The sequence below is a fragment of the Burkholderia semiarida genome (assembly GCF_029268935.1).
GTDB lineage: Bacteria > Pseudomonadota > Gammaproteobacteria > Burkholderiales > Burkholderiaceae > Burkholderia > Burkholderia semiarida.
The window spans coordinates 229,773-255,709 of record NZ_JAHLCL010000010.1; the positions used below are offsets into that span (position 1 = coordinate 229,773).

A 25,937-nucleotide genomic window follows, 5' to 3' on the forward strand; every position below is an offset into this window, starting at 1 on the left:
TTGGTGTGTTCCCTTTACCTTCAAACAAACGGCGCGCTACCGCGCGCCTTCAATTCGCGTCGTCGACGGCCACTTCGAACAAATGCCGCTCCGCATCGAGCATCGGTACCGCCAGCCGGATCGTCTGCTTGACGCGGCTGCCTTCCGGCAACCGCGCAATCTCGTCGTCCGGGTGAACGCCCTTCATCGCCCAGATCGATCCGCCCGGCGCGACCAGATGACGAGCAAGTTTAACGAAGTCGGACAGATCCGCGAAAGCGCGGGATACGATGATGTCGAATTTTTCCGGCACTTCGCCCCCCGGCCGCAGCGATTCGACACGGCCGGTCACGACCGACAGGTTCGCGAGCTTCAGCTCCGCGCGCATCTGCGTCTGGAAGGCCGACTTCTTCTGCACGATATCGTTCAGCGTGACCTGCCAGCCCGGCTCGACGATCGCCAGCACGATACCGGGCAGCCCCCCGCCCGAGCCGACGTCGAGCACACGCGCCGACGCACGACCACGCAGATGCGGGATGATGGAAAGCGAATCGAGGATATGCTGGATCAGCATCTGCTTCGGGTCGCGGATCGCGGTCAGGTTGTAGACCGCGTTCCACTTGCCGAGCAGCGCGACATAGTCGAGTAGTTGGTCGCGCTGCGTATCCGTCAGCGTGAGGTCCAGTGCCGCCGTACCGTCGACGAGCATCTGTTCCAGTACGTCCCGATTAACCGCCGGCGCGCGACGCGCCGTCATCGTTGTGTCGGGACGGTGCCGTCCCCCTGCTCCGCGGCCTCTGCGGCCATGCCGTTACGGCGGCCCAGGCCGCGACGCTTCAGGTGCACCATCAGCAGCGAGATCGCTGCCGGCGTGACGCCCGAGATACGCGACGCCTGCCCGATCGTTTCCGGCCGGAACTCGTTGAGCTTCTGGCTGACCTCGAACGACAAACCACGGACCTTGCGATAATCGATACCGTCCGGCAGGCGTGTGTTCTCGTTCGCGTCGTTGCGTTCGATCTCGGATGCCTGGCGCTCGATATAGCCCTGATACTTGATGCCGATCTCGACCTGCTCCTTGATCTGTTCGAGCAGCACCGGGTCGTCCGTCAGCGGCTCCGCGGGGCCACACTCTCCGCCCTTCAGCCCGCACACACCGTCGTAGCTGACACCCGGGCGACGCAGCAGCTCCGCGAGGCTGTATTCGTGGTCGATTGCCTTGCCGAGCAACGCCGTCGCTTCTTCCGCCGGCAGCGTCTTCGGCGTGACCCACGTCGACTTCAGGCGTTCGGTTTCACGTGAAACAGCGTCGCGTTTCCGGCTGAAAGCGTCCCAGCGGACGTCGTCGACCAGCCCAAGCTCGCGGCCAATCTCGGTCAAGCGCATGTCGGCATTGTCTTCACGCAGGCTCAGGCGATATTCGGCCCGGCTCGTGAACATCCGGTACGGCTCGGCCACGCCGCGCGTGACGAGATCGTCGACCAGCACGCCCAGATAGGCCTGGTCGCGACGCGGGCACCACGCGTCCTTCTCCTGCACATAGCGGCCCGCATTGAGGCCGGCCAGCAAGCCCTGCGCAGCCGCTTCTTCGTAGCCCGTCGTACCGTTGATCTGGCCCGCAAAGAACAGCCCGTTGATCGCCTTCGTTTCGAGCGACGCCTTCAGCGCACGCGGGTCGAAGTAGTCGTATTCGATCGCGTAACCGGGGCGCAGGATATGCGCGTTCTCCAGGCCGCGCATCGAATGCACGAGCTCGAGCTGGACGTCGAACGGTAGGCTCGTCGAGATTCCGTTCGGATAGAACTCGTTGGTCGTCAGCCCTTCCGGCTCCAGGAAGATCTGGTGAGATTCCTTCGACGCGAACCGGTGGATCTTGTCTTCGATCGACGGGCAATAGCGCGGGCCCACGCCTTCGATCACGCCTGTATACATGGGCGACCGGTCGAGACCGCCGCGAATGATGTCGTGCGTGCGCTCGTTCGTATGCGTGACCCAGCACGGCAACTGCCGCGGATGCTGCTCCGCGCGGCCCAGGAATGAGAACACGGGGATCGGATCGAGGTCGCCCGGCTGCTCGTCGAGCTTCGAGAAGTCGATCGTGCGGCCGTCGATACGCGGCGGCGTACCGGTCTTCAAGCGGCCCTGCGGCAGCTTCAGTTCCTTCAGGCGCGACGACAGCGACACGGCCGCCGGATCGCCCGCGCGACCGCCCGTGTAGTTGTTCAGCCCGACGTGGATCTTGCCGTCGAGGAACGTGCCAGCCGTCAGCACGACCGCGCGCGCGCGGAAACGGATGCCGATCTGCGTGACGGCGCCGACCACGCGGTCGCCTTCGACCATCAGGTCGTCGACGGCCTGCTGGAACAGCCACAGGTTCGGTTGATTTTCGAGCCGGTGGCGGATCGCGGCCTTGTACAGGATGCGGTCGGCCTGCGCACGCGTCGCGCGCACGGCCGGGCCCTTCGATGAATTGAGGATCCGGAACTGAATACCGCTTTCGTCCGTCGCGGCGGCCATCGCGCCGCCCAGCGCGTCGACTTCCTTGACCAGATGGCCCTTGCCAATGCCGCCGATCGACGGATTGCAGCTCATCTGCCCGAGCGTTTCGATGTTGTGGGTCAGCAGCAAGGTCTTCGCGCCCATGCGGGCGGACGCCAGCGCGGCTTCCGTGCCGGCATGACCGCCACCGACGACGATGACGTCAAATTCTGTGGGAAAAAGCATGGTGGATTCCGTACGCAGAGCTGCGCACGAACCTATCAGAGAAATGTATGGGCCGAATTATAGCGGGTTCGCTTTTCCCCCGAAGGCCGTCCGAATGGTAGGGTCTGTGCATTTCGGCGATTTTTTCGCTGGGGGCGGGCGAATTTGTCGTGGCGGGCCTGCTTCGGCGGTGTGACGCGTGGTTCGACACACGTTGTCGTGCATGTGCAGAAGTCCGCCGGTTCGTCTGATCCGCGTCCGTGGCGAGCACACAGTATTTCTCTCGGTTACCTCGGGACTTATCCCTCACACCCCCGAACGACCGATGCATCGACACCCAGGCCGACCTCACAAACAAAAACGGCGTGTTTCACGTGAAACACGCCGCCCGTTTCCCCCACCGCATCAGCAATCAAGCCGTCTTCTTCGTCAACCCGAGATAAGTCTCGATCACCCGCGGATTCTGCGCAAGCTCGGCAGCCGCCCCTTCCAACGCGAACTCGCCCGTCTCCAGCACATAGCCGTAGTCGGAGATCTGCAACGCCGCCCGTGCGTTCTGCTCGATCAGTAGCGTCGCCACGCCGGTGCCGCGCAACGCGCTGATGATATGAAAGATCTCCTTCACGATCAGCGGCGCCAACCCGAGGCTCGGTTCGTCGAGCATCAGCAGGTCGGGCTTGCCCATCAGCGCACGACCGACCGCCAGCATCTGCCGCTCGCCGCCGGACAGCGTGCCGGCCGCCTGCCTGCGGCGCTCCTTCAGCCGCGGGAATAGCGCGAACACGTGGTCGAGCTGATCGAGGAAGTTCGCTTCCCCCGCCTGCTTGCGCCGGTACGCGCCGAGCACGAGGTTGTCCTCGACCGTCATCGTGCTGAACAGCTCACGCTTTTCCGGTACGAGGCACATCCCGCGCGCGACGCGCTGCTCGACCGGCAAGGCGCCAACATCGTTGCCGCGATATACGACCGCGCCCGACGCGTGCCCCGTGACCGGCAGTGCCCCCATGATCGCGTTCAGCAGCGTCGATTTGCCGGCACCGTTCGGGCCGATCACGCTGACGATCTGCCCCGCCCCGACCTTGATTGCCGCACCGTGCAGCGCTTCCACCTTCCCGTACCGCACCGCCAGCCCGCGTACTTCGAGAATCGGCATCGTCGTGTCCGTCATCACTCCACCCCGCCCAGATACGCTTCGAGCACGGCCGGGTCCTGCTGCACATCCTGCGGCAGCCCTTCCGCGATCCGCGTGCCGAATTCCATCACCACCAGCCGGTCGGTGAGGTTCATCACGAAATCCATGTCATGTTCCACGAGCAACACGCTCATGCCCTCGGCCTTCAGCCGCCGCAGCAGGTCGGCGAGTTGCTGCTTCTCCTGGTAACGCAGGCCCGCGGCCGGCTCGTCGAGTAGCAGCAGCGTCGGATCGCAGCACAGCGCACGCGCGATTTCGAGAATCCGCTGCTGGCCGAGCGCGAGGCTGCCCGCTTCGTCGTACATGTGCTTCTCGAGCCCGACGCGGCGGATCTGGCGCGCGGCTTCGGCCAGCAACTGCGCTTCCTCATGCGCATTGAGCCGAGCAATGCTGCGCCACACGCCCGTATGACCCCGCAGATGGGCACCGATCGCGACGTTCTCGAGCACCGTCATCGCCGGCAGCAGCTTCACATGCTGGAACGTGCGACCGATGCCGCGGCGGACGATCTGACGCGACGTCAGCCCGTCGATACGCTCGCCGCGGAACGTGATCGCGCCGCCGGTCGGCTTCAGCACGCCGGTCACGAGGTTGAACGTGGTCGACTTGCCCGCGCCGTTCGGGCCGATCAGCCCGATGATCTGCCCCGCTTTCACGTCGAAACTGACGTCGTTGACGGCCACGAGCCCGCCGAACTGCTTGCGTGCGTTGTCGACCACGAGCAGCGGCTCGCCGGCCACCGGCTTGGCGCGCTGCGGCAGCGGGTCGGCCTGCGCCGGCACGTGCGCGCGCGGCCCGCGTGGGAACAGTCTCGCGACGAACGGCCATACGCCCTGGCGCGCGTACTGCAGCAGCAGCACCATCAGCACGCCGAACACGATGATCTCGAAGTTGCCTTCCGAGCCGAGCAGCTTCGGCAGCAGCGTCTGCAAATAATCCTGCAGCACGGTCAGGATCGCCGCGCCGAGCACCGCGCCCCACACGTGCGACACACCGCCGACCACGGCCATGAACAGGAATTCGATCCCGTGGTTCAGGCCGAACGGCGTCGGGTTCACCGCGCGCTGCAGGTGCGCATACAGGAAACCGGACACGGCCGCGAGCACGGCCGCGTAGACGAAAATCACGACACGCATCCACGCGGTATTCACGCCCATCGCCTCGGCCATCACGCCGCCGCCGCGCAGCGCGCGGATCGCGCGGCCGGGCCGGCTGTTGAGCAGGTTCTGCACCGACACGATCGCGGCCAGCACCACGGCCCAGATCAGGAAATACAGGCTGCGCCCGCTTTCGAGCACGATGCCGAACAGGTTCAGCGCTGGAATCCCGTTGATCCCGTCGTATTTGCCGAGCACTTCGAGGTTGCCGAACAGGTAGAACAGCGCGAGCCCCCACGCGATCGTGCCGAGCGGCAGGAAGTGCCCGGACAGCCGCATCGTCACGGCACCGAGCACGAGCGCCACGAGCGCCGTCAGCACCACGCCGACGATCAGCGCGAGCCACGGCGACACGCCGTACCGCGTCGTCAGGAACGCGGTCGCATACGCGCCGATCCCGACGAACGCGGCCTGCCCGAAGCTCGTCATCCCGCCGACGCCCGTCAGCAGCACGAGCCCGATCGCGACGATCGCATAGAGGCCGATGTAGTTCAGCAGCGTGATCCAGTACTCGGGCACCTGCAGCGCGCCGGGCAGCACCGGCAGCGCGAACAGCACCACGAGAAACAGCCAGAAGGCCTTGTTGCGTACCATCGTCTTCATCGCGTCACTCCTCTTCCTCTTCCGCATGCGGCGTCACGAAGCTGCGCCACAGCAGCACCGGAATGATCAGCGTGAACACGATCACCTCCTTGTACGCGCTCGCCCAGAACGACGAATACGATTCGAGCACGCCGACGAGCAGCGAGCCGGCGGCCGCGAGCGGATAGCTGACGAGCCCGCCGATGATCGCGCCGACGAAGCCCTTCAGGCCGATCAGGAAGCCCGAGTCGTAGTAGATCGTCGTCAGTGGGCCGACGAGGATCCCGGACAGCACGCCGAGCCCCGCCGCGAACGTGAATGCGAGCCGCCCGGCTTCGGTGGTGCCGATGCCGACGAGCCGCGCACCGAGCCGGTTCACCGACGTCGCGCGCAGCGCCTTGCCGGCGATCGTGCGGCCGAAGTACACGTAGAGCGCGCCGATCAGCACGAGCGCCGTGACGACGACCAGGATGCTCTGCACCGACACCGTCAGGCTGCCGATCGCGAGCGACGCGTCCGAGAACCCGTTGGTGCGCGAGCCTTCCGCGCCGAACATCACGAGGCCGAGGCCGACCATCGCGAAATGGACGGCCACCGACACGATCAGCAGCAGCAGCGTCGTGCCTTCGGCGATCGGCTGGTACACGAGCCGGTAGACGAACGGCCCCATCGGCACGACGATCGCGAGCGTCAGCGCGATCTGCGCGAGCATCGGCATCGGCTGCGCGGCAAAGCTGCGCGTGATCGCGAACACCGCCAGCGGCAGCAGCACGTAGCGGCTGCCGAGCGTCGCGAGCGTGCGGCCGAGCTGATGGCGGCGTTCGCGATGCCGGATCAGGCCGCCGGCCTCGAGCAGGAAGCATGCGATGCCCATCACGAGCAGCAGCCAGCAGGTGGCGGGGAATTTCTGCGCCTGCAACGCGGCCAGCGTCAGCGCACCGTAGGCGACGAATTCGCCCTGGGGAATGAAGATCACCCGCGTGACGGAAAATACCAGCACGAGCGCCAGCGACAACAATGCATAAATGGCGCCGGTCGTGATGCCGTCTTGCGCGAGGATCGCCGCAATCGAGAGATCCATACGTTTCGTGTATCGAGAGAATGCTGCGGAGAAACGAAAGGCGGAAACGGCCGGGGCGCGCGCGACACGATCGGCACGTCGCGCGCCACGCGGCGGGCCCCGGGGTTCCAGGCGGCACGGGTGCGAGCCGTCATGCGCGTCACCCTGCCGACGGCATGCGCGGCGCCGTTCGCGCCGCGCATGCCGGTTTCACGTGATGCTTACTCGGCCTGCAGCTTCCACTTGCCGTCGACGATCTGCACCATCACGCGCGCACGCGTGTCGAAGCCATTGTGATCGGTCGCCGTCATGTTGATCACGCCGTGCGAGACGGGCAGATCCTTCACGCTTTCGATCGATGCGCGCAGCGCTTCGCGGAACGCCTCGGTGCCCGGCTGGCCCTTCTTCAGCGCTTCCGGAATCGCCCGCTGCAGCAGCAGGCCCGCGTCCCATGCATGGCCGCCGAACGTCGACAGCGAACCCGCGCCGTACGCCTTCTCGTACGCGGCCTTGTAGCCGAGCGCCGGCTTCTTCACCGGATTCGAATCGGGCAGCTGGTCGGTTACGAGCACGGGGCCGGCCGGCAGGATCTCGCCTTCGCAATCCTTGCCGCACACGCGCAGGAAATCGTTGTTCGCGACGCCGTGCGTCTGGTACACCTTGCCCTTGTAGCCGCGCTCCTTCAGCGTCTTGGCCGGCAGCGCCGCCGGCGTGCCGGAGCCGGCAATCAGCACCGCATCCGGGTTCGCGCCCAGCAGCTTCAGCACCTGCCCCATCACCGACGCGTCGGTCCGGTTGTAGCGCTCGTTCGACACGAGCTTCAGCCCGTTCTTCGCGGCTGCCGCGTCGAACGTCTTGTACCAGCTGTCGCCGTACGCATCGGCGAAACCGATGAAGCCGACCGTCTTCACGCCGTGCTTCGCCATGTAGCCGGCGATCGCGTCGGCCATCAGCTGGTCGTTCTGCGGCACCTTGAACATCCACGCGCGCTTCGCGTCCATCGGCGCGATGATCTGCGCGCTCGCCGCGAGCGAGATCGTCGGCGTCTTGCCCTGCGACACGGGGTCGAGCATCGCGAGCGAGTTCGGCGTGACCGACGAACCGATGATCGCGTCGACGTGATCCTCGTCGATCAGCTTGCGCACGTTCTGCACCGCGCGGCTCGTGTCGGACGCGTCGTCGAGCACGATGTACTGCACGCTCTTGCCCGCGATTTCCTTCGGCAGCAGCGCGATCGTGTTCTTTTCCGGAATCCCGAGCGAGGCGGCCGGGCCGGTGGCCGACAGCGTCACGCCGATCTTCACCTGCGCCGACGCCGTGGCCGCCGCACACACGAGGCCCGCGGCAAGCAGGGCCTCCATCCATCGATTCATCTTCATTTACGTTGTCTCCAAACGCTGCTCGAAAAAACCACGGTTGCTCGGGCGGCTCCCGGTCCCCAAACAAGTTAATATCTTAATTATCTCGCCCATCCGCGCCCATGCTCGTTTTCCCGCGAAACGCCGCACCCATGCGCCGCATGCCGATCGAAACGGCCGTTCGACCGTCACGATGCGCAGCAGCGGTGTCGTCAGGATGAAGAAGGCGAAGAAATGAGAAAGCGTGCGGAAGCTGGTTGCGCGCGCATCGATGGTCGGCACGCGCGGCGAGCGATACAACATCGGGAAGCCGGCCGCTCATGCGAATGCGAATGCAGAGACGGATGCGAGTGCAACGACCCGCACGGGCGCCGGGACGCGCATACAGGCCGCGGAGCGGCTCGGAAATGCCGCGATGCCCCGTCGCGCACCCGATGATGAACGAACGGCGCCCGCCGCCTCTGCTGCCCCGATCCACCGTGCTGCGCTGCTCATCCAACCGTACTCCCTGTTCTGCATTGTGCTTGTAGGAGAACTGCCGACCGATTTTCCCGACCGCACGGTCGGCGAAAGCCGAGTGTAACGGACGCCTTTCGCGCACGCCAACCGGGTAAGCCCGAAGCGCCTGTGCAGGATTGCGCATCGTCGGCGAACGGATCGCGGGAAACGGAAAAAACGGGGAATGCGGCGAAGCGCGGAAAAGACGCGGTGCGAACGCAAACGCGGGAAGCGGCCGTCACGCCGGCCGATGCACCATCGATGGAATCCGTGCACGCAAATGAAAAAGCGCTGTTGGATTCCGTCCAACAGCGCTTTAGGGTCCGGGCACTTTGTGCCTCGATTGTCTCCTCGTTCTCCACCTGCAAATTCGTTTCGCGGTGCATCAGAACTAGGTTGAATCTTAAAGAGGCTTAAGCACCACGACAACTTAGCATTTACCCCTATGGTGCATCGCCGCACGAAAATGGGGCACCAGCGGGCCGCGCGGTGCAGGCCCCAGCCGCCGCGCCGCCCTTCCCGGGCGGGCCGGATGGTGCTGCGCATCAACGCGCGGCGACGCGCACGGCATGCTCACGACGTCGCCCTGAGCGGCTTGATCCGCGCGACCATCTCGCCGACGATGCCGCGCCGGAACGCGAGCACGCATGCGATGAAGATCAGTCCGGTGACGATCGTCGCCGATTCGCCGAGCGAATGGAACCACGCGACGCCCGTCGTCGACGCGAGCCATTCGCCGATGTCGCCGAGCCGGTCTTCCAGCGCGACGATCAGCGCGGCGCCGAGCAGCGGCCCGAACAGCGTGCCCATCCCGCCGACGAGCGTCATCAGCACGACGAGGCCCGACATCGTCCAGTACGCGTCCGACAGCGTCTCGAAGCCGAGCACCAGCACCTTCAGCGAACCGGCCAGCCCCGCGAGCGCGGCCGACAGGATGAACGCGAGCAGCTTGAAGCGGTCGGTGTCGTAGCCGAGCGAGATCGCACGCGCTTCGTTCTCCTTGATGGCGACGAGCACCTGGCCGAACGGCGAATGGACGACCCGCACGATGAACGCGCATGCGGCCACGACCACCGCCAGCACGACGTAGTACAGCGCGACGTCGTTCGACAGGTCGAGCAGCCCGAACAGGCGGCCGCGCGGCACGCCCTGCAGGCCGTCCTCGCCGTGCGTGAACGGCGCCTGCAGATAGATGAAGTAGACCATCTGCGCGAACGCGAGCGTGATCATCGCGAAGTAGATGCCCTGCCGGCGGATCGCGAACAGCCCGACGACGAGCCCGAGCAGCGTCGCGGCGACGGTGCCGACCAGCACGCCGAGCTCCGGCGTGAAACCGAGCGTCTGCATCGAATAGCCGGTCGCATAGCCGGCTGTCGCGAGAAACATCGCATGGCCGAACGACAGCAGCCCCGTATAGCCGATCAGCAGGTTGAACGCGGCCGCGAACAGCGCGAACGCGAGCACCTTCATCACGAACACGGGATACGCGCCGATGAACGGCGCGGCGAGCAGCGCGGCGAGCAGCACGCCGTAGAGCACTTTTCTCTGCATCATTTTTCCTTGCCGAAGAGGCCCGCCGGGCGGAACAGCAGCACGATCGCCATGATCACGAACACGACGGTGGCCGATGCTTCGGGATAGAACACGCGCGTGAAGCCCTCGATCACGCCGAGCAGCAGGCCCGTGACGATCGAGCCGAGGATCGAGCCCATCCCGCCGATCACGACCACCGCGAACACGGTGATGATCATCGGCTGGCCCATCAGCGGCGACACCTGGATCACCGGCGCGGCCAGCACGCCCGCGAACGCCGCGAGCGCGACGCCGAAGCCGTAGGTGAGCGTGATCATCATCGGCACGTTCACGCCGAACGCCTCGACGAGCTTCGGGTTCTCGGTGCCCGCGCGCAAGTACGCGCCGAGCCGCGTCTTCTCGATCACGAACCACGTCGCGAGGCACACCGCGAGCGACGCGACGACCACCCACGCGCGATAGTTCGGCAGGAACATGAAGCCGAGATTGGTCGCGCCGGACAGCTGCGACGGCACGTCGTACGGCTGACCCGACGATCCGTAGATCGACCGGAACACGCCTTCGACGACCAGCGTGAGCCCGAACGTGAGCAGCAGTCCGTACAGGTGATCGAGCTTGTACAGCCAGCGCAGCATCGAGCGCTCGATCGCGATCCCGAACACGCCGACGATCAGCGGCGCCAGCACGAGCATCGCCCAGTACGGCAGCGCGAGATACGACAGGCCCATCCACGCGAGCATCGCGCCCAGCATGAACAGCGCGCCGTGCGCGAAGTTGATCACGTTGAGCAGCCCGAAGATCACCGCGAGCCCGAGGCTCAGGATCGCGTAGAACGAGCCGTTGACGAGCCCGAGCAGCAACTGGCTCAGCATCGCCGGCAACGGAATGCCAAAGATTTCCATCGACTTAGCCGTCAGAATGAGTTTCGTTGCGTACGCAACTTTCATGCAGCGCGCATGCGGGCGGCGCAGCGGGCACGTCGCCGCAGCCGCCACCGTGCGACGCGCCCGTGCGCGCCGCTACGCGATGCCTACTTCCACAACGCGCAGCGCGTCTCCTGCTTGGTGCCGAACGCCTGTTCGCCCGGAATCGTCGCGAGCACCTTGTAGTAGTCCCACGGCTCCTTCGATTCCGACGGCTTCTTCACTTCCATCAGGTACATGTCGTGGATCATGCTGCCGTCCTGGCGGATGTAGCCCTTCGCGTAGAAGTCGCTGATCTTGATCTTCTTCAGCTCGGCCATCACCTTGTCGGAATCGGTCGTGCCGGCGGCCTGCACGGCCTTCAGGTAGGTCGTCACCGACGAATAGTCGGCCGCCTGCAGGCTCGACGGCATCTTCTTCATCTTGCCGAAGTAGCGCTGCGCCCACTGGCGCGATGCCGCGTCGCGGTTCCAGTACCAGCTGTCGGTCAGCACGAGGCCCTGCGTCGTTTCGAGGCCGAGGCTGTGCACGTCGTCGATGAACATCAGCAGCGCGGCGAGCTTCATCGTCTTCATGATGCCGAATTCCTTCGCGGCCTTGATCGAGTTGATCGTGTCGCCGCCCGCGTTCGCGAGGCCGAGGATCTGCGCCTTCGACGATTGCGCCTGCAGCAGGAACGACGAGAAATCCGACGCGGACAGCGGGTGGCGCACCGCGCCGAGCACCTGGCCGCCGTTCGCCTTCACGACGTCCGACGTGTTCTTCTCGAGCGCCTTGCCGAACGCGTAGTCGGCCGTCAGGAAGAACCACGTCTTGCCGCCCTGCTTCACCACCGCCGAGCCGGTGCCTTTCGCGAGCGCCATCGTGTCGTACGCGTAGTGGACCGTGTACGGCGTGCACTGCTCGTTGGTCAGCGTGTCGGCGCCCGCGCCGATGTTGATGTAGACCTTCTTCTTCTCGGCCGCGACCTGGTTCATCGACAGCGCGGTGGCCGAGTTCGTGCCGCCGACCAGCAGGTCGAGCCCGCCGCGGTCCATCCATTCGCGCGCCTTCGACGCGGCGATGTCGGCCTTGTTCTGGTGATCGGCATAGACGACCTCGATCGGCTTGCCGAGCACCTTGCCGCCGAAGTCCGCGACCGCCATGCGGATCGCCTCGAGACCGCCCTGCCCGTCGATATCCGCGTAAAGCCCCGACATGTCGGTGATGAAGCCGATCTTCACGGTATCCGCCGCGTGGGCGGCGCCGGCGGTGAACGCGGCGCTCGCGAGCGCGAGACAGGCCTGTGCGAGGGTCTTCATTTTCATTGACGTCTCCTGTTGTTCTGATGCGTTGTGGTTGTTCGAGGGCCGCCACGGCCAGCGGCAAGGGAAACGGGGGCGTCACACACCGAGCAGGTCGTGCAGGGTCGGCATCTTGCTTTCCAGTTCGGCTGCGCGGAAATGCTCGACGATGCTGCCGTGCTCCATCACGTAGAAGCGGTCGGCGAGCGGCGCGGCGAAGCGGAAATTCTGTTCGACCATCACGATCGTGTAGCCGCGCGCCTTCAGCGCAACGATCATTCGCGCGAGCGCCTGCACGATCACCGGCGCGAGGCCTTCGGAAATCTCGTCGAGCAGCAGCAGGTTCGCGCCGGTGCGCAGGATCCGCGCGACCGCCAGCATCTGCTGCTCGCCGCCCGACAGCCGCGTGCCCTGGCTCTGCCGGCGCGACGCGAGGTTCGGGAACATCGCGTAGATCTCGTCGAGCGACATCGCATGCTCGCGCGGCCCGATCAGCGGCGGCAGCATCAGGTTCTCCTCGCACGACAGGCTCGAGAAGATCCCGCGCTCCTCAGGGCAGTAGCCGATGCCGTAATGCGCGATGCGATGCGTCGCGAGGCCGATCGTCTCGTGGCCGGCGACCTTGATCGACCCGCTGCGGCGGCCCGTGAGGCCCATGATCGCGCGCAGCGTCGTCGTACGGCCCGCGCCGTTGCGGCCGAGCAGCGTGACGACCTCGCCGCGATGCACGGTCAGGTCGACGCCATGCAGGATGTGGGATTCCCCGTACCAGGCCTCCAGGCCCGTGATCTCCAGCGCAGGCGTACCGCTCTCGACGCCGCTCAATTCGCGTTCCTCCCGTTCGCTGTGCTTCATGCGTGCGCCCCCGCGAGCGCCGCGTCGGCGCTGCCCATGTAGGCTTCGATGACGAGCGGGTTCTTCGACACTTCCGCATACGAGCCTTCGGCCAGCACCTCGCCGCGTTGCAGGACGGTGATCGTGTCGGAGATCCCCGCGATCACGTTCATGTTGTGCTCGACCATCAGGATCGTGCGGCCGCTCGCGACCTTCTTGATCAGCGCGGTCACGCGGTCGACGTCCTCGTGGCCCATGCCCTGCGTGGGCTCGTCGAGCAGCATCAGCTCGGGCTCCATCGCGAGCGTCGTCGCGATCTCGAGCGCGCGCTTGCGGCCGTACGCGAGTTCGACGGTCGGCACGTGCGCGAAATCGGTGAGGCCGACCTGCGTGAGCAGATCCATCGCGCGATCGTCGAGCCGCTTCAGCGTGCGTTCGCTGCGCCAGAAATGGAATTCGGTGCCGAGCGCGCGCTGCAGGCCGATGCGCACGTTCTGCAACGCGGTCAGGTGCGGGAACACGGCCGAGATCTGGAACGAGCGGATGATGCCGCGCCGCGCGACCTGCGCGGGCCGCTCGTCGGTGATGTCGATGCCGTTGAAGACGATCTGGCCGGCCGTCGGCGTCAGGAATTTGGTGAGGAGGTTGAAACAGGTGGTCTTGCCCGCGCCGTTCGGCCCGATCAGTGCATGGATCGCACCGCGCCGCACACGCAGGTTGACGCCGTTCACGGCGGTGAAGCCCCTGAATTCCTTCGTCAGTCCGCGTGTTTCCAGAATCGTGTCGCCGAGAATCATGTTCCCTTCCGTACGAAGTCAGGCGAAGCACCGGGAAGCCTGGCGCAAGCGGCCGCGAACAGGTCAGCGGATCAGCCGGCTGCCCCCGGGCGCCGTGGTACGCCTCGAGGGTGGTCTCCCGCGCCGACGCGTATGCACATTGCGCAACATTGTCGCGCCGTTGGTGCAGTGCAATCATCGGGATTTGCACTTATAGGGATGGCCACCCTGTCGGATGCGACCGCGCGCGAATTTCACCGTGCTTTTTTGACACGTGCATCATCACCGGTTGAGCTGCCATAGGACATGGTACGCACGCGCCGTAAAAAAAAGCCGCGCGACGACGCGCGGCTCGCACGGATCTTGCGCACCGGCAGCTTGTTTCGCATCGCGAATCAGCGGCGTTCGCGCAACCGCCCGCTCGTGCGCATGTCAGCGGGCCTTCATGCCGCCGTCACCGCGGCGTCGGTTCGCACCGACGTCGTTTCGCGCGCCGCACGGCGGTCGGCGCGAATCATGTCGCTCGCGCGCTCGGCGATCATCAGCGTCGGCGAATTGGTGTTGCCCGACGTGATGAGCGGCATCACCGATGCATCGACGATCCGCAGCCCGGCGATGCCGCGCACGCGCAGCCGGCTGTCGACCACCGCCCGCTCGTCGTCGGCGCGCCCCATCCGGCACGTGCCGACCGGGTGGAAGATCGTCGTGCCGACGACGCCGGCCGCATCGACCAGTTCGGCCTCGGTCCGGTACTGCGTGCCCGGCAGGATTTCCTCGGGGCGATAGCGCGCGAGCGCCGGCGCGGACGCGATGCGGCGCGTGAGGCGCAACGCGTTCGCGGCGACGTGCCGATCGTGATCGGTCGACAGATAGTTCGGCGCGATCGCCGGTGCGCTGCGCGGATCGGCGCTCGTCACGTGCACGCTGCCGCGCGAGCTCGGCCGCAAGTGGCACACCGACGCCGTGAAGGCGTTGAACCCGTGCAGCGGCTCGCCGAAGCGCTCGAGCGACAGCGGCTGCACGTGGTACTGGAGATCGGGGCGCGTGAGCGCGGGATCGTCCGGATCCGATTTCGCGAACGCGCCCAGTTGCGACGGCGCCATCGACATCGGCCCGCGCTGCAGCAGCGCATATTCGGCGCCGATCATCAGCTTGCCCCACCAGCGCGCGGAGAGTGTATTGAGCGTACGCACGCCGTCGACACGAAACGCCATCCGCAATTGCAGGTGATCCTGCAGGTTTTCGCCGACGCCCGGCAGATCGTGCACGACGTCGATGCCGAGCGCCTGCAGCCGCCGGCCGTCGCCGATACCCGACAGTTCGAGCAGTTGCGGCGAATTCACCGCGCCCGACGTCAGCAGCACTTCCGCGCTCGCCCGCGCGACGTAATCGGTGCCGCCGCCGTGGTATTCGACGCCGACCGCGCGCCGCCCGTCGAAAATCACGCGCTGCGCGTGCGCGCCGGTGATCACGGTCAGGTTCGGGCGCGCCATCGCGGGCCGCAGGAACGCCTTCGACGTATTCCAGCGCACGCCGCGCTTCTGGTTCACCTCGAAATAGCCGACCCCGGCATTGTCGCCGCGGTTGAAATCGTCGGTGGCGGGAATGCCCGTCTGCTGCGCGGCCTGCGCGAACGATTCGAGGATTTCCCAGCGCAGCCGCTGCTTCTCGACGCGCCAGTAGCCGCCCGCGCCGTGCGCGTCGCTCGCGCCCGCATGGTGATCCTCGCTGCGCTTGAAGATCGGCAGCACGCTGTCCCACGACCAGCCGGCGTCGCCGGTTTCCTGAGCCCAGTTGTCGTAGTCCTCGCGCTGGCCGCGCATGTAGATCATCCCGTTGATCGACGAGCAGCCGCCGAGCACGCGGCCGCGCGGATACGACAGCGCACGGCCGTTGAGCGCCGCTTCGGGCTGGGTCTTGTACAGCCAGTCGGTGCGCGGGTTGCCGATGCAATACAGATAGCCGACCGGGATATGAATCCAGTGATAGTCATCCTTGCCGCCCGCTTCGAGCAGCAGCACGCGGATGTCGGGATCCTCGGTCAGGCGGTTCGCGAGCACGCAGCCCGCGGTGCCCGCGCCGACGATCACGTAGTCGAATTCGCCCTCGAGCGTGCGTGGTGTACTCACGGTGTTGTCTCCTTCGTTCTTGTGTGCCGCGCTTGTGTTCCCGCGCGTCATTTTCGGCATAGTGCGCCGGGGCCGACGCGACCGATGAAGCGTACTCCCGCCGCCGTCCGCCGATCCAATGAGTTATGCTGAACTGCGTTATAAGCCGCGCTCATATCACGACGATGGATCTCACCCTGCTCCGCGCGTTCGCGACGGTCGCGCGCGAAGGCAACCTGACGCGCGCCGCCGCACAGCTGCATCTGACACAGCCGGCCGTCAGCCTGCAAATCAAGCATCTGCAGGAAACGCTGGGCGTCGTGCTGTTCACGCGTACGTCGCGCGGGCTCGCGCTCACCCGCGACGGCCAGACGCTGCTGCCGCATGCGGAACGCGCGCTAGCCGCGGCCGCCGACGTGCAGCGCGCCGCTGCCGCGCTGCGTCACGAGGTGCGCGGCCGGCTGCGGATCGGCACGATCCTCGATCCGGCGTTCCTGCGGCTCGGCGGCTTCCTGCGCGCGCTGGTCGAGACCCATCCGCAGATCGAGACCGCGCTGCGGCACGGGATGTCGGGCTGGGTGCTCGAACAGGTGCGCGCGCAGGCGCTCGACGTCGGCTACTACATCGGCCGGCCCGACGAGGACGCGCCGCGCGACAACGCGCTGTTCCACACCGTCACGCTCACGCATTTCCAGTACCGCGTGCTCGCGCCGGCTGGCTGGAAGGAGCGCGTGCAGCGCGCGCACGACTGGCGCGCGCTCGCCGCGCTGCCGTGGATCTGGACGCCGCCCGCGTCCGCGCACCACCGGCTGCTGTCGCGGCTGTTCGCGGCGGCCGGCGCGCAGCCGGTCAAGGTGGCCGAGGTCGACCAGGAGCAGTCGATGCTCGACCTCGTGAAATCGGGGATCGGGTTGACGCTCGCACGCGATTCGACCGCGCTGGCCGAGGCGCACGCGCATGCGCTGACGATCGTCGAACGCGTGACGGTGCCGACCGAACTGACGTTCGTGACGCTCGCCGAGCGGCGCGACGAACCGGCGATCGCGGCCGCGCTGCGGTTGATCGAAGCGCAGTGGGCGATATGAGCGACGCTCATCGTGCGTGATCGGGCTGGCGGGTGAAAAGATCGCGCGGATAGATCGACCGGCGGTTCAACTTTCGTTCCGGTCCAATTGAAGCGAGTGAAAGACGTTTGTAATCTCGTTGATTCGTCTATCGAACACGGGAAATCCAGACATGACCGGTCCGCTCGCCGATCACGCGCGATCGCAAAGCTTCGCGGTATGCGATGCGTTGCGACGCCATCGCCGCACGCTCGCTGAAAACCTGCCTCCCCATACCAGCATTCGCACGCATCAACGCAACGGCTGGTTGATCGGCGACGATTCCTTCAGTGGCGATTTCGATCTCGATCCGCATCTTGCGAGCGAGCTTCTGCACGCGCTCGTCACATCGGGCCAGTGTTCCGCGTCCGACTGGGTGCATGACGTCGCGGACAGCGGGCATACCGGCGATCCAGGAACGCTCGCCCGGCTTTACGAAGAAGGCCGCAACAACCTGGTGGGGCCGGGAAGCATCGTCGGAAACCTCAACACCGGGCTCGGTGCGGCCCATGCTGCGCATGCGCTGTCCCTGAAACGCAACATCGACGCGGGCGCGCAGACGTTGCTCCGCCGCGCTGCACCAAGCGTGAAGATCAACCATTCCGTCACGCTCTATGACGCCAACACCACGGGAAAGGGAAAACCCCGTCCGAAGCTGCGGATACGCAACCTGCCGATCCAGAGCGTCCAGCCGGCGCTCGGGCCGCATGCGAAGCACAATCCGCGCACGCAAACCACGACTGCCGCGCTCAAGGCGGCGGATCTCAAACAGCTCACGCCCAGGATTTCGCCACTCAGGCACCTGTACGCCGGCAGCCTGATCGGCAGCGGTGTTCTGACGTTTGCGCCGAGTCTGGCACTCGACATGGCGGCGAGTATCAGCCGGGATACGCAGGGCGCGTTGAGATTCGACAGTCGTGCGTTCATGCTCGCGTCTGCGCGGAGTCAAAGCGGGAATCTACTCGGGTTTGGTTTTTCGACGGCAACGTCCGCTATTCTCCTCTGGGCCGGCGCCAGTGCGCTCCCGGTCATTCTGTTCTCGTTCGGAGTCGGATTCGGCATACAAGTGCTCTGGAACGCCTCCATCGGCCCCGACCTTGCAGAATCGCAAGCCCGACGCCTGCTGGATAACTGACATGATGTTTCCCGATCTCGAGCGCGCCCGCCCGCTTCTTCGCCATGCGCCGATTTACCTCGGCCTCGTCAACTTCATACTCGTCGGCCTCTGCCTGAGCGTCATCGCGAAAGCTAACGGCATCGCGTTCAAGCTTATAAGTGGGCCTATGCTGGCGATCCTTGTCGCGGGACCGGCTGCCGGATACCACATCAAATACCGTTCCACGCTGTCCGTACGCTCGCTGGCGGCGATCATGATTTATATCGTTGGCGGATTCGGTCTCCTGATGGGTACCGCTTTGTTGAGTGCGTGGTCGCTCATCGAAAAACCGGCGTCCAGCATGCCGTACCTGCTTTTCGTGTTTCTTTATCACGCAACCATATTGACCGCACTCGCGTTGCCGTTTGCCCTCAAACTCCGCGAACTGAAGCGCCATCCCGATCGCCGTTTCAGGAATAACCAATACCTCGCCGATACCCGCACGTTCACGATCGATCCCAACTGCGGAAAGACCGTTCCCACTAACAGGCTCGCGCCAGCGACCATCGCCCTGACCGTCACCCTGCCGATTGCGTTGAATACCTACATCGGCAAAAACAGCAGCGCGCTTCTGATCGCGACATCGCTGTACGCGCTGTTATTTTCTTACGTCGCCGCCGTCTTCATCGGGCCGAAACTGGCCTACCTGTATGAGTTGTACCGATATGAGCGCCAAACCGGCCGACGCTTCATCAACCAGGAATACGAGAAAGTACAGGCGCTCCGCCGCACCTTCCTCCTGTGCCGCTTGTTGGCGAAATTGGCATCGTTTCGGCGCGCGCACTGATGATGTTTCCCGACCTCGAGCGCGCGCGGCCGCTTCTCTGCCATGCCCCGCTTTGCCTCGGCCCTTGCAGCGTCATGATCGTCGGCTTCTGCCTGTACGCCATCGCGAAGGCAAACGGCATCGCGTTCCAGATCATGAGCTGGCCCATGCTTGCGATTCTTGTCGCAGGGATGGCTGCCGGATACCAGATCAAGTATCGCTCCACGCTGTCCGTACGTTTTCTGGCGGCGTTCACAGTCTATATCGTTGCCGTATTCGGTCTTCTGATGGGTACCGCTATGTTGAGCGTGTGGTCATTCATCGAAAAACCAGCATCCACCAAGCCGTACCTACTTTTCGTCTTCCTCTATCACGCGGCCGTGCTGGCCTCGCTCGCGTTTCCGTTTGCCCTCAAGCTCCGCGAACTCAAGCGCCATCCCGGTCGCCGTTTCAGAAATAACGAATACCTCGCTGATATCCGTTCGTTCACGATCGATCCCAATTGCGGCAAGACCGTTCCCACCAACAGGCTCGCACCGGCGACCATCGCCTTGACCGTCAACCTGCCGATTGCGCTGAATACCTACATCGGCGAAAGCAGCGGCGCGATTCTGATCGTGACATCGCTGTACACGCTGACATTTTCTTACGTCACTGCCGTCTCCATCGGGCCGAGAGTGGCCTACCTGTACGAGTTATACCGGTACGAACGCCAAACCGGCCGACGCTTCATCAATCAGGAATACGAGAAAGTTCAAGCGCTCCGCCGCACCTTCCTGCTGTTCCGCCTGTCGGCGAAACTGGCATCGCTTCGGCGCGCGCGCTGATCCCTGCGAGCCCCGCATTGCGCCCCTACCCTCCGCAGCAGTCGGCTCGCCGCCCGCTCGTCACGCCACCTACCCAGGCTTTTTGCTAGATTGTGCGTTCGCACACCGCGAGACCCCGATTGAAGGAGACCCGCATGGCCCGCAACATCGAGATCAAAGCCCACGCCCGCGAATTCGACCGGCTGCGCGAACAGGCGGCGAAGCTCGCGACCGAAGCGCCGCTCTTCTACCGTCAGCAGGATTTCTTCTACGACGTACCGCGCGGCCGGCTGAAGCTGCGCCGCTTCGAGGACGGCACGCCGGCCGAGCTGATCTTCTATCAGCGCGACGACCGCGACGGCCCGAAAGCGTCGTACTACACGCGCAGCCCGGTGACAAACCCCGACGCGATGCATGCGCTGCTCGCCACCGCGCTGACCACGCGCGGGATCGTGACGAAGGAGCGGCACGTGTACCTCGCGGGCCGTACGCGCATTCACCTCGACCGCGTCGACGGCCTCGGCGATTTCATCGAGCTGGAGGTCGTGCTCGGCCCGGACGACGACGAAGCCGGCGGCGAGGCCGAGGCGCATGACGTGTTCGCGAAGCTCGGCGTCGCGCAGGAGGACCTCGTCGCGGTCGCTTATGTCGACCTGCTGAACGCCGACGCGCAATCCGAAGCGGCCTGATCCGGCCCCACGAGCGGCGGGGCCGCGCGCCCTGCCGTCAGCGTCGGCGCGCCGTCACGCGGCCCCCGTCGCCAGGTGCGCCAGCGGCAGCGCACCGTTGCGCTTGAAGGTCGTCAGCACGATGTTCGAGCGCACGCTGTCGACGCCCGGCACCCGCATCAGCTTCTTCATCACGAACTGCGACAGCGCGTTGAGATCGGGCGCGACGATCCGCAGCAGGTAGTCGGCATCGCCCACCACCGCGTGGCATTCGAGCACTTCGGGCAGCACGTCGATCTGCTGCTGGAACTGCTCGATGATCGAATCGCCGTGATGCTTGAGCTTCAGGCTCGTGAACGCGGTCACACCGAGCCCGAGCTTTTCGGGGCGCAGCATCACGCGGTAGCCTTCGATCACGCCGGCCGCCTCGAGCCGCTGCAGCCGTCGCCCGATCTGCGACGGCGACAGCGGCACCTCCTCGCCCAGCTGCTGATGCGTCGCGCGACCGAAGCGCTGCAGCACGTCCAGCAGCGCGAGATCGAAGTGATCGAGTTCCACCATGAGTGTTCTCCGCATTGATTCGTGATTTGATGCGCGATTATCGCATCATCATGCCAATCTTCGCCAACTATGCGCCCAATCCGCGCGCGTCCCGCTCTACACTTGCATGATTCCCAACCACAGCGTGCAGAGCCTGATCATGTCCACCGTCGTCACCGCGAAACTGCAAGAGCAGTTCGACGCGGGCCTCGAAACCCGTGCTGATTTCACCATCGACCAGCCACTGCAGCGCTACGGCCAGGTCGACCACGCGGTGTGGAAGCAGCTCTATGCGCGCCAGTCGGCGCTGCTGCGCGGCCGTGCGTGCGACGCGTTCGTCGGCGGGCTCGGCAAGATCGCGCTGCCGGCCGATCGCGTGCCGTCGTTTGCCGACGTGAACCGCCAGCTGAAGCCCGCGACCGGCTGGGAAATCGTCGCGGTGCCGGGCCTCGTGCCCGACCGCGTGTTCTTCGCGCACCTCGCGAACCGGCGCTTCCCGGTCACCTGGTGGATGCGCCGTCCCGACCAGCTCGACTACCTGCAGGAACCCGACTGCTTCCACGACCTGTTCGGCCACGTGCCGCTGCTGATCGAGCCGGTGTTCGCCGACTACATGCAGGCGTATGGCCGCGTCGCGCTCGCGGTCGCCGACGACGAAGCAGCGCTCGCGCGGCTCGCGCGGCTCTACTGGTATACGGTGGAATTCGGGCTGATTCGCGACCCGCGCGGGACGAACGGCCTGTCGATCTACGGCGCCGGCATCGTGTCGAGCAAGGGCGAAAGCCTGTACAGCCTCGAAAGCGCGGCGCCGAACCGGCTCGGGTTCGACCTCGAGCGCGTGATGCGCACGAAGTACCGCATCGACACGTTCCAGAAGACCTACTTCGTGATCGACGATTTCGCGCAGTTGTTCGCGCTCGCCGACGTCGACGGCCGCGCGCTGGCCGACCGGCTCGCGGCGCTGCCCGAATTCGCGGCCGGCGCGGTGCTCGAAACCGACCGCGTGCTGCATCGCGGCACGGGCGAAGGCTGGCCCGACGACGCCGACGCGTGACGCGTCGGGCGCCCGCGCGAACCGCCGCCCGCCCGTCGTCCTTCGCGCAACTATGAAACAATGAACGATGCCGGCTGCGCCGCGCGGCGCAGCCGCGCGCGGGCGCCGTTACCGAACGAGAGGTGCAAGATGATCCACAAGCTCACATCCGAAGAACGCAAGACGCGGCTCGAAGGCCTGCCGCTCTGGACGGCCGTGACGGGCCGCGACGCAATCCAGCGCCGCCTGCGCTTCGCCGATTTCAACGAGGCATTCGGCTTCATGACGCGTGTCGCGATCAAGGCGCAGGAAATGAACCACCATCCGGAATGGTTCAACGTGTACAACCGCGTCGACGTCACGCTGTCGACCCACGACGCCGACGGCCTGACCGAACGCGACATCGAACTCGCGCGGTTCATCGACGGCGCCGCCGCGCACGCGCAACCGGGCGCCTGAGTCCAGCCTGCACCGCCGCGCATCGTTCGTTGCGCGGCGCGTCAACTTTTCATTTCGCTGAACGTTTTCTAGGATGTACTCAGCGAAAGCCTTCAGCTTTCCAAGCCATCCTTAAGGCGCACGTAAGTCTCGTACGCTTTCCGCGCCTTGGGGTCTAAACCTTCCAGTTGCAGCGCGCTTTCGCGCTGTACAATCAGCAGCGCATACGGCTTGGAAAGCGCGCTAGCCTCTTCGCAGAGTTTGAGTTCGTCGCCGCTCGACGGCGAGCGGGCGCGCCAGAAATTGATCGCGGCTTCGAGGTCGTGGATCGAAATATCGGACATGATTGGATTTAATCGTTCGCTGGCCGCCATGCTTGATGTCAGGCGATGCGGCGCCCCTGTGGAAACGGCTTCGTGCTGTCCGCGTGCCTGAACCGCCAACCCATTGTACTTGAGCGAACTTCATGCGACTCCTTCTGATCGAAGACGACCGCCCCATCGCACGCGGTATCCAGAGCAGCCTCGAGCAGGCTGGCTTCACCGTCGACATGGTGCATGACGGCATTTTTGCCGAGCAGGCGCTGGCACAGAATCGCCACGAACTCGTGATCCTCGACCTCGGCCTGCCGGGCATCGACGGGATGACGCTGCTCACGCGCTTTCGCCAGACCAACCGCCACACGCCCGTGATCGTGCTGACCGCACGCGACGAGCTGAACGACCGGATCCAGGGCCTGAACTCGGGCGCCGACGACTACATGCTCAAGCCGTTCGAGCCGGCCGAGCTCGAAGCGCGCATCCGCGCGGTGATGCGCCGCAGCGGCCCGCACAGCGACATGCCGCGTCCGGAAGTGTCGCTCGGCGGCGTCCGCCTGTCGGGCGTCGACCGCCGCATCTTCAACGACGACAAGCCGCTCGAACTGTCGCCGCGCGAATTCGCGGTGCTGGAAATGCTGCTGCTGCGTCACGGCCGCGTCGTCAGCAAGGCCCAGTTGCACGATCACCTCACGCACTTCGGCGGCGATCTCGGCGACACCGCGATCGAAGTCTACGTGCACCGCGTCCGCAAGAAACTCGAGCAGTGCCGGGTCGAAATCGTCACGGTGCGCGGCTTCGGCTACCTGCTGCAGGAAATCCGCCAGACCGCGAGCGTCTGAGCGACGCCGCGCGCCGGCCGACCGCGTGCGGACGGCTCCGCATCGCCGCCCGGCGCACGACCGCGCCGCTCTCCGTGAGCGGCGCTTATCCATTTGCCCGTCGAAATGTCTTCTGATCCGGCTGTGACCACCAGCCTGCGCCGCTCGCTGCTCCGGCGCCTCGCCGCCCCGCTGTCGATGCTCGCGCTGATGAGCGGCCTGATCGCCTACTGGCTCGCGTGGCAATACACGCAGCACGTGATCGACCGCTCGCTCGCCGATCTCGCGACCGCCATCTCCAAACAGATCCAGATCGCCGGCCCGGACGCGCCGTTCACGGTGCCGCCGCTCGCGCAGGCGATGTTCTCCGATCCCGCCGAAGCGTTGATCTACCGGATCAGCGACGGCGAGCAGGAACTCGCCGGCGACCCGAAGCTGCCGCTGCAGGGCATCAACGTGCGCCGCATGCATCACGCGTACGTGTTCGAGGCCGAGTACGACAACCGTGCGGTGCGGGTCGCGCAGGTGCGCGTCGACGACGTCGAGGGCGGCAAGCCGATGGTCGTCGAAGTCGCTCAGCCGGTGCGGCACCGCTACCGGATCGCGGCCGAATTCCTCGTCGCGATCATGATGCCGTTGCTGCTGCTGCTGCTCGCGGGCTGGGGCATCGTATGGCGCGTCGTGAACCAGCAGCTGGGCCCGCTCACGCATCTCGCCGATTCGCTGAACCGGCAGACCCACACGTCGCTGGAGCCGGTCGACGAAACCGACGTGCCGCTGGAGATCCGGCCGCTGACGAGCGCGATGAACGCGCTGCTCGGCCGGCTGAAGACCGCGCTCGACGCGCAGCGCAAGTTCATCGCCGACGCCGCGCACCAGCTGCGCACGCCGCTCACCGCGGTGAAGCTGCATGCCGAGCAGGCGGCCGTCGCGCGCGACCCGCAGCAGACCTTCGCCGCGGTGCGCGAGCTGCGCGCGGCCGCCGACCGCGCGGTGCGGCTGTCCAACCAGCTGCTGTCGCTCGCGCGTGCCGAGCCGGGCGAACAGGCCGCCCGCTTCGTCGATGTCGATCTCGCGGCGATGGCGTTCGAGACGGGTGCCGAATGGGTGCCGCGCGCGCTCGCATCGCATGTCGACCTCGGCTTCCAGCGCAGCGACGACCCCGGCGACGACGAGAAGCTGAACGTGCGCGGCAACCCGGTACTGTTGCGCGAGGTGATCGCGAACCTGCTCGACAACGCACTGAAGTACGTGCCGCTCGCGCGGCCGGACGGCGCGCGGATCACCGTCAACGTCGCGCGCGGTACGCTCGACGACGGCCAGCCGGCCGCGGAGATCGTGGTCGAGGACAACGGCCCGGGCGTGCCCGCGAATCAGCAGGCCGACCTGTTCAAGCGCTTTTTCCGCGGCGACGCGCAAAGCGGCAACGGCGTTGAAACGGGTGCCGGGCTCGGGCTCGCGATCGTGCACGACATCATCGCGATGCACGGCGGCACCGTGTCGTACGAGGATGCATCGGAAGGCGGCTCGCGCTTCGTGGTGAGGGTGCCGCTCGCCGCGCGCACGGAAAAACCGGCCAGCGAAACGCCGGCCGCGGCGCCGACGCACTGAACGATCACCGGTCGATTCACGGCGGGCAACCGCTGGCCCGTTGCTCGGGCCGCGCGCCGGAAAGGAACGGAAAGGCGGAAAGCGGACGACGGGCCGCCATGACGCGGCAACCGACGGCTGAAACGACGGCGGCAGCGCGCGATGCGCTGCCGCCTGCATCACTTCCTGTTCTTCTTGTCCTTCGACCCGGAGGCGGACTTGCCGTCCTTCTTGTCCTTCTTCTTTTTCTTCTTCCCGCCTTCGTCGGACGTCGCGAGCAACGTGCCGCGGCACGACTCGGCGCCGCAGTGGCACGCGTATTCGCGCTTGAGCTTCTTCGTCAGCTTCGCGTCGATCACGAGGCCATAGTCGTAGAACAGCTCCTCTTCCGGCCCGATGTCGCGCAGCGCGTGGATGTATACGCGGCCCTTGACTTCCTCGGCCTCGCAGTTCGGCGCGCACGAATGATTGATCCAGCGCGCGCTGTTGCCGTCGACCTTGCCATCGATCACGCCGCCTTCATCGAGTGCGAAGTAGAACGTATGATTCGGCTCGCTCGGGTCGTGCGGATGACGGCGCAGCGCTTCCTTCCACGAGATTCGCTCGCCCTTGTATTCCACTACGCGCTCGCCGGCCTTGATCGGCGCCACGGCAAACACGCCCTTGCCGTGTACTCCCGAGCGGCGCACCGCGATCCTGCGTGAACTCATCGA

25 protein-coding genes are annotated in these 25,937 nt (G+C 65.7%); 9 read left to right on the top strand and 16 right to left on the bottom strand.

The annotated features are described in order from the left end of the window. Nucleotides 1–49 precede the first annotated feature (49 nt). From rsmG to KPB06_RS34010, 13 genes are all read right to left on the bottom strand, one after another. The gene (rsmG, locus tag KPB06_RS33950) at nt 50–736 is read right to left on the bottom strand and encodes a 16S rRNA (guanine(527)-N(7))-methyltransferase RsmG (protein WP_059580496.1); all 687 of its coding nucleotides are present in this window, start codon (nt 734–736) and stop codon (nt 50–52) included. Beyond that, entirely contained in the window at nt 733–2,703 is a 1,971-nt protein-coding gene (gene mnmG, locus KPB06_RS33955; protein ID WP_059580493.1) for a tRNA uridine-5-carboxymethylaminomethyl(34) synthesis enzyme MnmG, read from the bottom strand. The genes rsmG and mnmG overlap by 4 nt, the downstream gene beginning before the upstream one ends. A 391-nt stretch (nt 2,704–3,094) precedes the next feature. Continuing rightward, nucleotides 3,095–3,850, bottom strand: coding sequence for an ABC transporter ATP-binding protein (locus KPB06_RS33960; RefSeq protein ID WP_059580489.1), 756 nt, complete (start codon nt 3,848–3,850; stop codon nt 3,095–3,097). Continuing rightward, nucleotides 3,850–5,634, bottom strand: a complete 1,785-nt coding sequence (locus KPB06_RS33965) for a branched-chain amino acid ABC transporter ATP-binding protein/permease (RefSeq protein WP_059580486.1) — start codon at nt 5,632–5,634, stop codon at nt 3,850–3,852. The genes KPB06_RS33960 and KPB06_RS33965 overlap by 1 nt, the downstream gene beginning before the upstream one ends. Before the next feature lie 4 nt (nt 5,635–5,638). Further along, nucleotides 5,639–6,694, bottom strand: coding sequence for a branched-chain amino acid ABC transporter permease (locus tag KPB06_RS33970; protein ID WP_059580483.1), 1,056 nt, complete (start codon nt 6,692–6,694; stop codon nt 5,639–5,641). 200 nt (nt 6,695–6,894) lie between these two features. Then, a complete protein-coding gene (locus tag KPB06_RS33975) occupies nt 6,895–8,052 on the bottom strand; it encodes an ABC transporter substrate-binding protein (protein WP_059580480.1) in 1,158 nt (385 codons plus the stop codon). Continuing rightward, nucleotides 8,053–8,334 carry a hypothetical protein gene (locus KPB06_RS33980; RefSeq protein ID WP_059580478.1) on the bottom strand — a complete coding sequence of 94 codons (282 nt, stop codon included), beginning with the start codon at nt 8,332–8,334 and terminating at the stop codon, nt 8,053–8,055. It lies immediately after the preceding gene. A 768-nt stretch (nt 8,335–9,102) separates the two neighbouring features. Beyond that, entirely contained in the window at nt 9,103–10,080 is a 978-nt protein-coding gene (locus KPB06_RS33985) for a branched-chain amino acid ABC transporter permease (protein ID WP_059580695.1), read from the bottom strand. Continuing rightward, a complete protein-coding gene (locus KPB06_RS33990; RefSeq protein WP_059580692.1) occupies nt 10,080–10,964 on the bottom strand; it encodes a branched-chain amino acid ABC transporter permease in 885 nt (294 codons plus the stop codon). The genes KPB06_RS33985 and KPB06_RS33990 overlap by 1 nt, the downstream gene beginning before the upstream one ends. A 128-nt stretch (nt 10,965–11,092) precedes the next feature. Next, a complete protein-coding gene (locus tag KPB06_RS33995) occupies nt 11,093–12,292 on the bottom strand; it encodes an ABC transporter substrate-binding protein (RefSeq protein WP_059580476.1) in 1,200 nt (399 codons plus the stop codon). A gap of 75 nt (nt 12,293–12,367) precedes the next feature. Continuing rightward, complete coding sequence (locus tag KPB06_RS34000; RefSeq protein WP_059580474.1) at nt 12,368–13,123, bottom strand: ABC transporter ATP-binding protein; 756 nt, start codon at nt 13,121–13,123, stop codon at nt 12,368–12,370. Then, entirely contained in the window at nt 13,120–13,899 is a 780-nt protein-coding gene (locus KPB06_RS34005) for an ABC transporter ATP-binding protein (protein WP_006477266.1), read from the bottom strand. Before KPB06_RS34005 ends, KPB06_RS34000 begins: the two co-directional genes overlap by 4 nt. Nucleotides 13,900–14,321: 422 nt before the next feature. Beyond that, the gene (locus tag KPB06_RS34010) at nt 14,322–16,007 is read right to left on the bottom strand and encodes a GMC family oxidoreductase (RefSeq protein ID WP_155634616.1); all 1,686 of its coding nucleotides are present in this window, start codon (nt 16,005–16,007) and stop codon (nt 14,322–14,324) included. Between the two features lie 164 nt (nt 16,008–16,171). Between KPB06_RS34010 and KPB06_RS34015 the strand changes: the two genes are divergently transcribed. The 5 genes from KPB06_RS34015 to KPB06_RS34035 all read left to right on the top strand — a co-directional run bounded on the left by KPB06_RS34015 (nt 16,172) and on the right by KPB06_RS34035 (nt 20,506). Then, complete coding sequence (locus KPB06_RS34015; protein WP_059580472.1) at nt 16,172–17,071, top strand: LysR family transcriptional regulator; 900 nt, start codon at nt 16,172–16,174, stop codon at nt 17,069–17,071. 151 nt (nt 17,072–17,222) lie between these two features. Further along, nucleotides 17,223–18,224, top strand: coding sequence for a hypothetical protein (locus KPB06_RS34020; RefSeq protein WP_059580468.1), 1,002 nt, complete (start codon nt 17,223–17,225; stop codon nt 18,222–18,224). Nucleotide 18,225: 1 nt separating this feature from the next. Next, entirely contained in the window at nt 18,226–19,032 is an 807-nt protein-coding gene (locus KPB06_RS34025; RefSeq protein WP_059580467.1) for a hypothetical protein, read from the top strand. Further along, on the top strand, nt 19,032–19,838 hold the full coding sequence (locus KPB06_RS34030) for a hypothetical protein (RefSeq protein ID WP_059580465.1): 807 nt from the start codon (nt 19,032–19,034) through the stop codon (nt 19,836–19,838). The genes KPB06_RS34025 and KPB06_RS34030 overlap by 1 nt, the downstream gene beginning before the upstream one ends. Nucleotides 19,839–19,972: 134 nt before the next feature. Next, nucleotides 19,973–20,506 carry a class IV adenylate cyclase gene (locus KPB06_RS34035; RefSeq protein ID WP_059580462.1) on the top strand — a complete coding sequence of 178 codons (534 nt, stop codon included), beginning with the start codon at nt 19,973–19,975 and terminating at the stop codon, nt 20,504–20,506. Between the two features lie 54 nt (nt 20,507–20,560). On the opposite strand, the gene KPB06_RS34040 is transcribed toward KPB06_RS34035, so the two are convergent. Next, nucleotides 20,561–21,046 carry an Lrp/AsnC family transcriptional regulator gene (locus KPB06_RS34040; protein WP_059580460.1) on the bottom strand — a complete coding sequence of 162 codons (486 nt, stop codon included), beginning with the start codon at nt 21,044–21,046 and terminating at the stop codon, nt 20,561–20,563. A 106-nt stretch (nt 21,047–21,152) separates the two neighbouring features. Between KPB06_RS34040 and phhA the strand changes: the two genes are divergently transcribed. Together phhA and KPB06_RS34050 are read left to right on the top strand one after the other, a co-directional pair. Beyond that, nucleotides 21,153–22,079 carry a phenylalanine 4-monooxygenase gene (phhA, locus tag KPB06_RS34045; RefSeq protein ID WP_081066479.1) on the top strand — a complete coding sequence of 309 codons (927 nt, stop codon included), beginning with the start codon at nt 21,153–21,155 and terminating at the stop codon, nt 22,077–22,079. A gap of 60 nt (nt 22,080–22,139) precedes the next feature. Further along, a complete protein-coding gene (locus tag KPB06_RS34050; protein ID WP_264160231.1) occupies nt 22,140–22,517 on the top strand; it encodes a 4a-hydroxytetrahydrobiopterin dehydratase in 378 nt (125 codons plus the stop codon). A gap of 92 nt (nt 22,518–22,609) precedes the next feature. Here KPB06_RS34050 and KPB06_RS34055 read toward each other — a convergent pair whose 3' ends face one another. Further along, nucleotides 22,610–22,840 (bottom strand): DUF3717 domain-containing protein, encoded by a 231-nt coding sequence (locus KPB06_RS34055; protein ID WP_006401493.1) that lies wholly within the window; start codon nt 22,838–22,840, stop codon nt 22,610–22,612. Between the two features lie 122 nt (nt 22,841–22,962). Here KPB06_RS34055 and KPB06_RS34060 point away from each other — a divergent pair, with 122 nt between their 5' ends. Both KPB06_RS34060 and KPB06_RS34065 read left to right on the top strand, forming a co-directional pair. Beyond that, a complete protein-coding gene (locus KPB06_RS34060) occupies nt 22,963–23,655 on the top strand; it encodes a response regulator transcription factor (protein WP_275920600.1) in 693 nt (230 codons plus the stop codon). A 105-nt stretch (nt 23,656–23,760) separates the two neighbouring features. Then, entirely contained in the window at nt 23,761–25,245 is a 1,485-nt protein-coding gene (locus tag KPB06_RS34065; protein ID WP_059580457.1) for a sensor histidine kinase, read from the top strand. 158 nt (nt 25,246–25,403) lie between these two features. Here KPB06_RS34065 and KPB06_RS34070 read toward each other — a convergent pair whose 3' ends face one another. Then, nucleotides 25,404–25,934 (bottom strand): SET domain-containing protein, encoded by a 531-nt coding sequence (locus tag KPB06_RS34070; protein ID WP_059580454.1) that lies wholly within the window; start codon nt 25,932–25,934, stop codon nt 25,404–25,406. Nucleotides 25,935–25,937 lie beyond the last annotated feature (3 nt).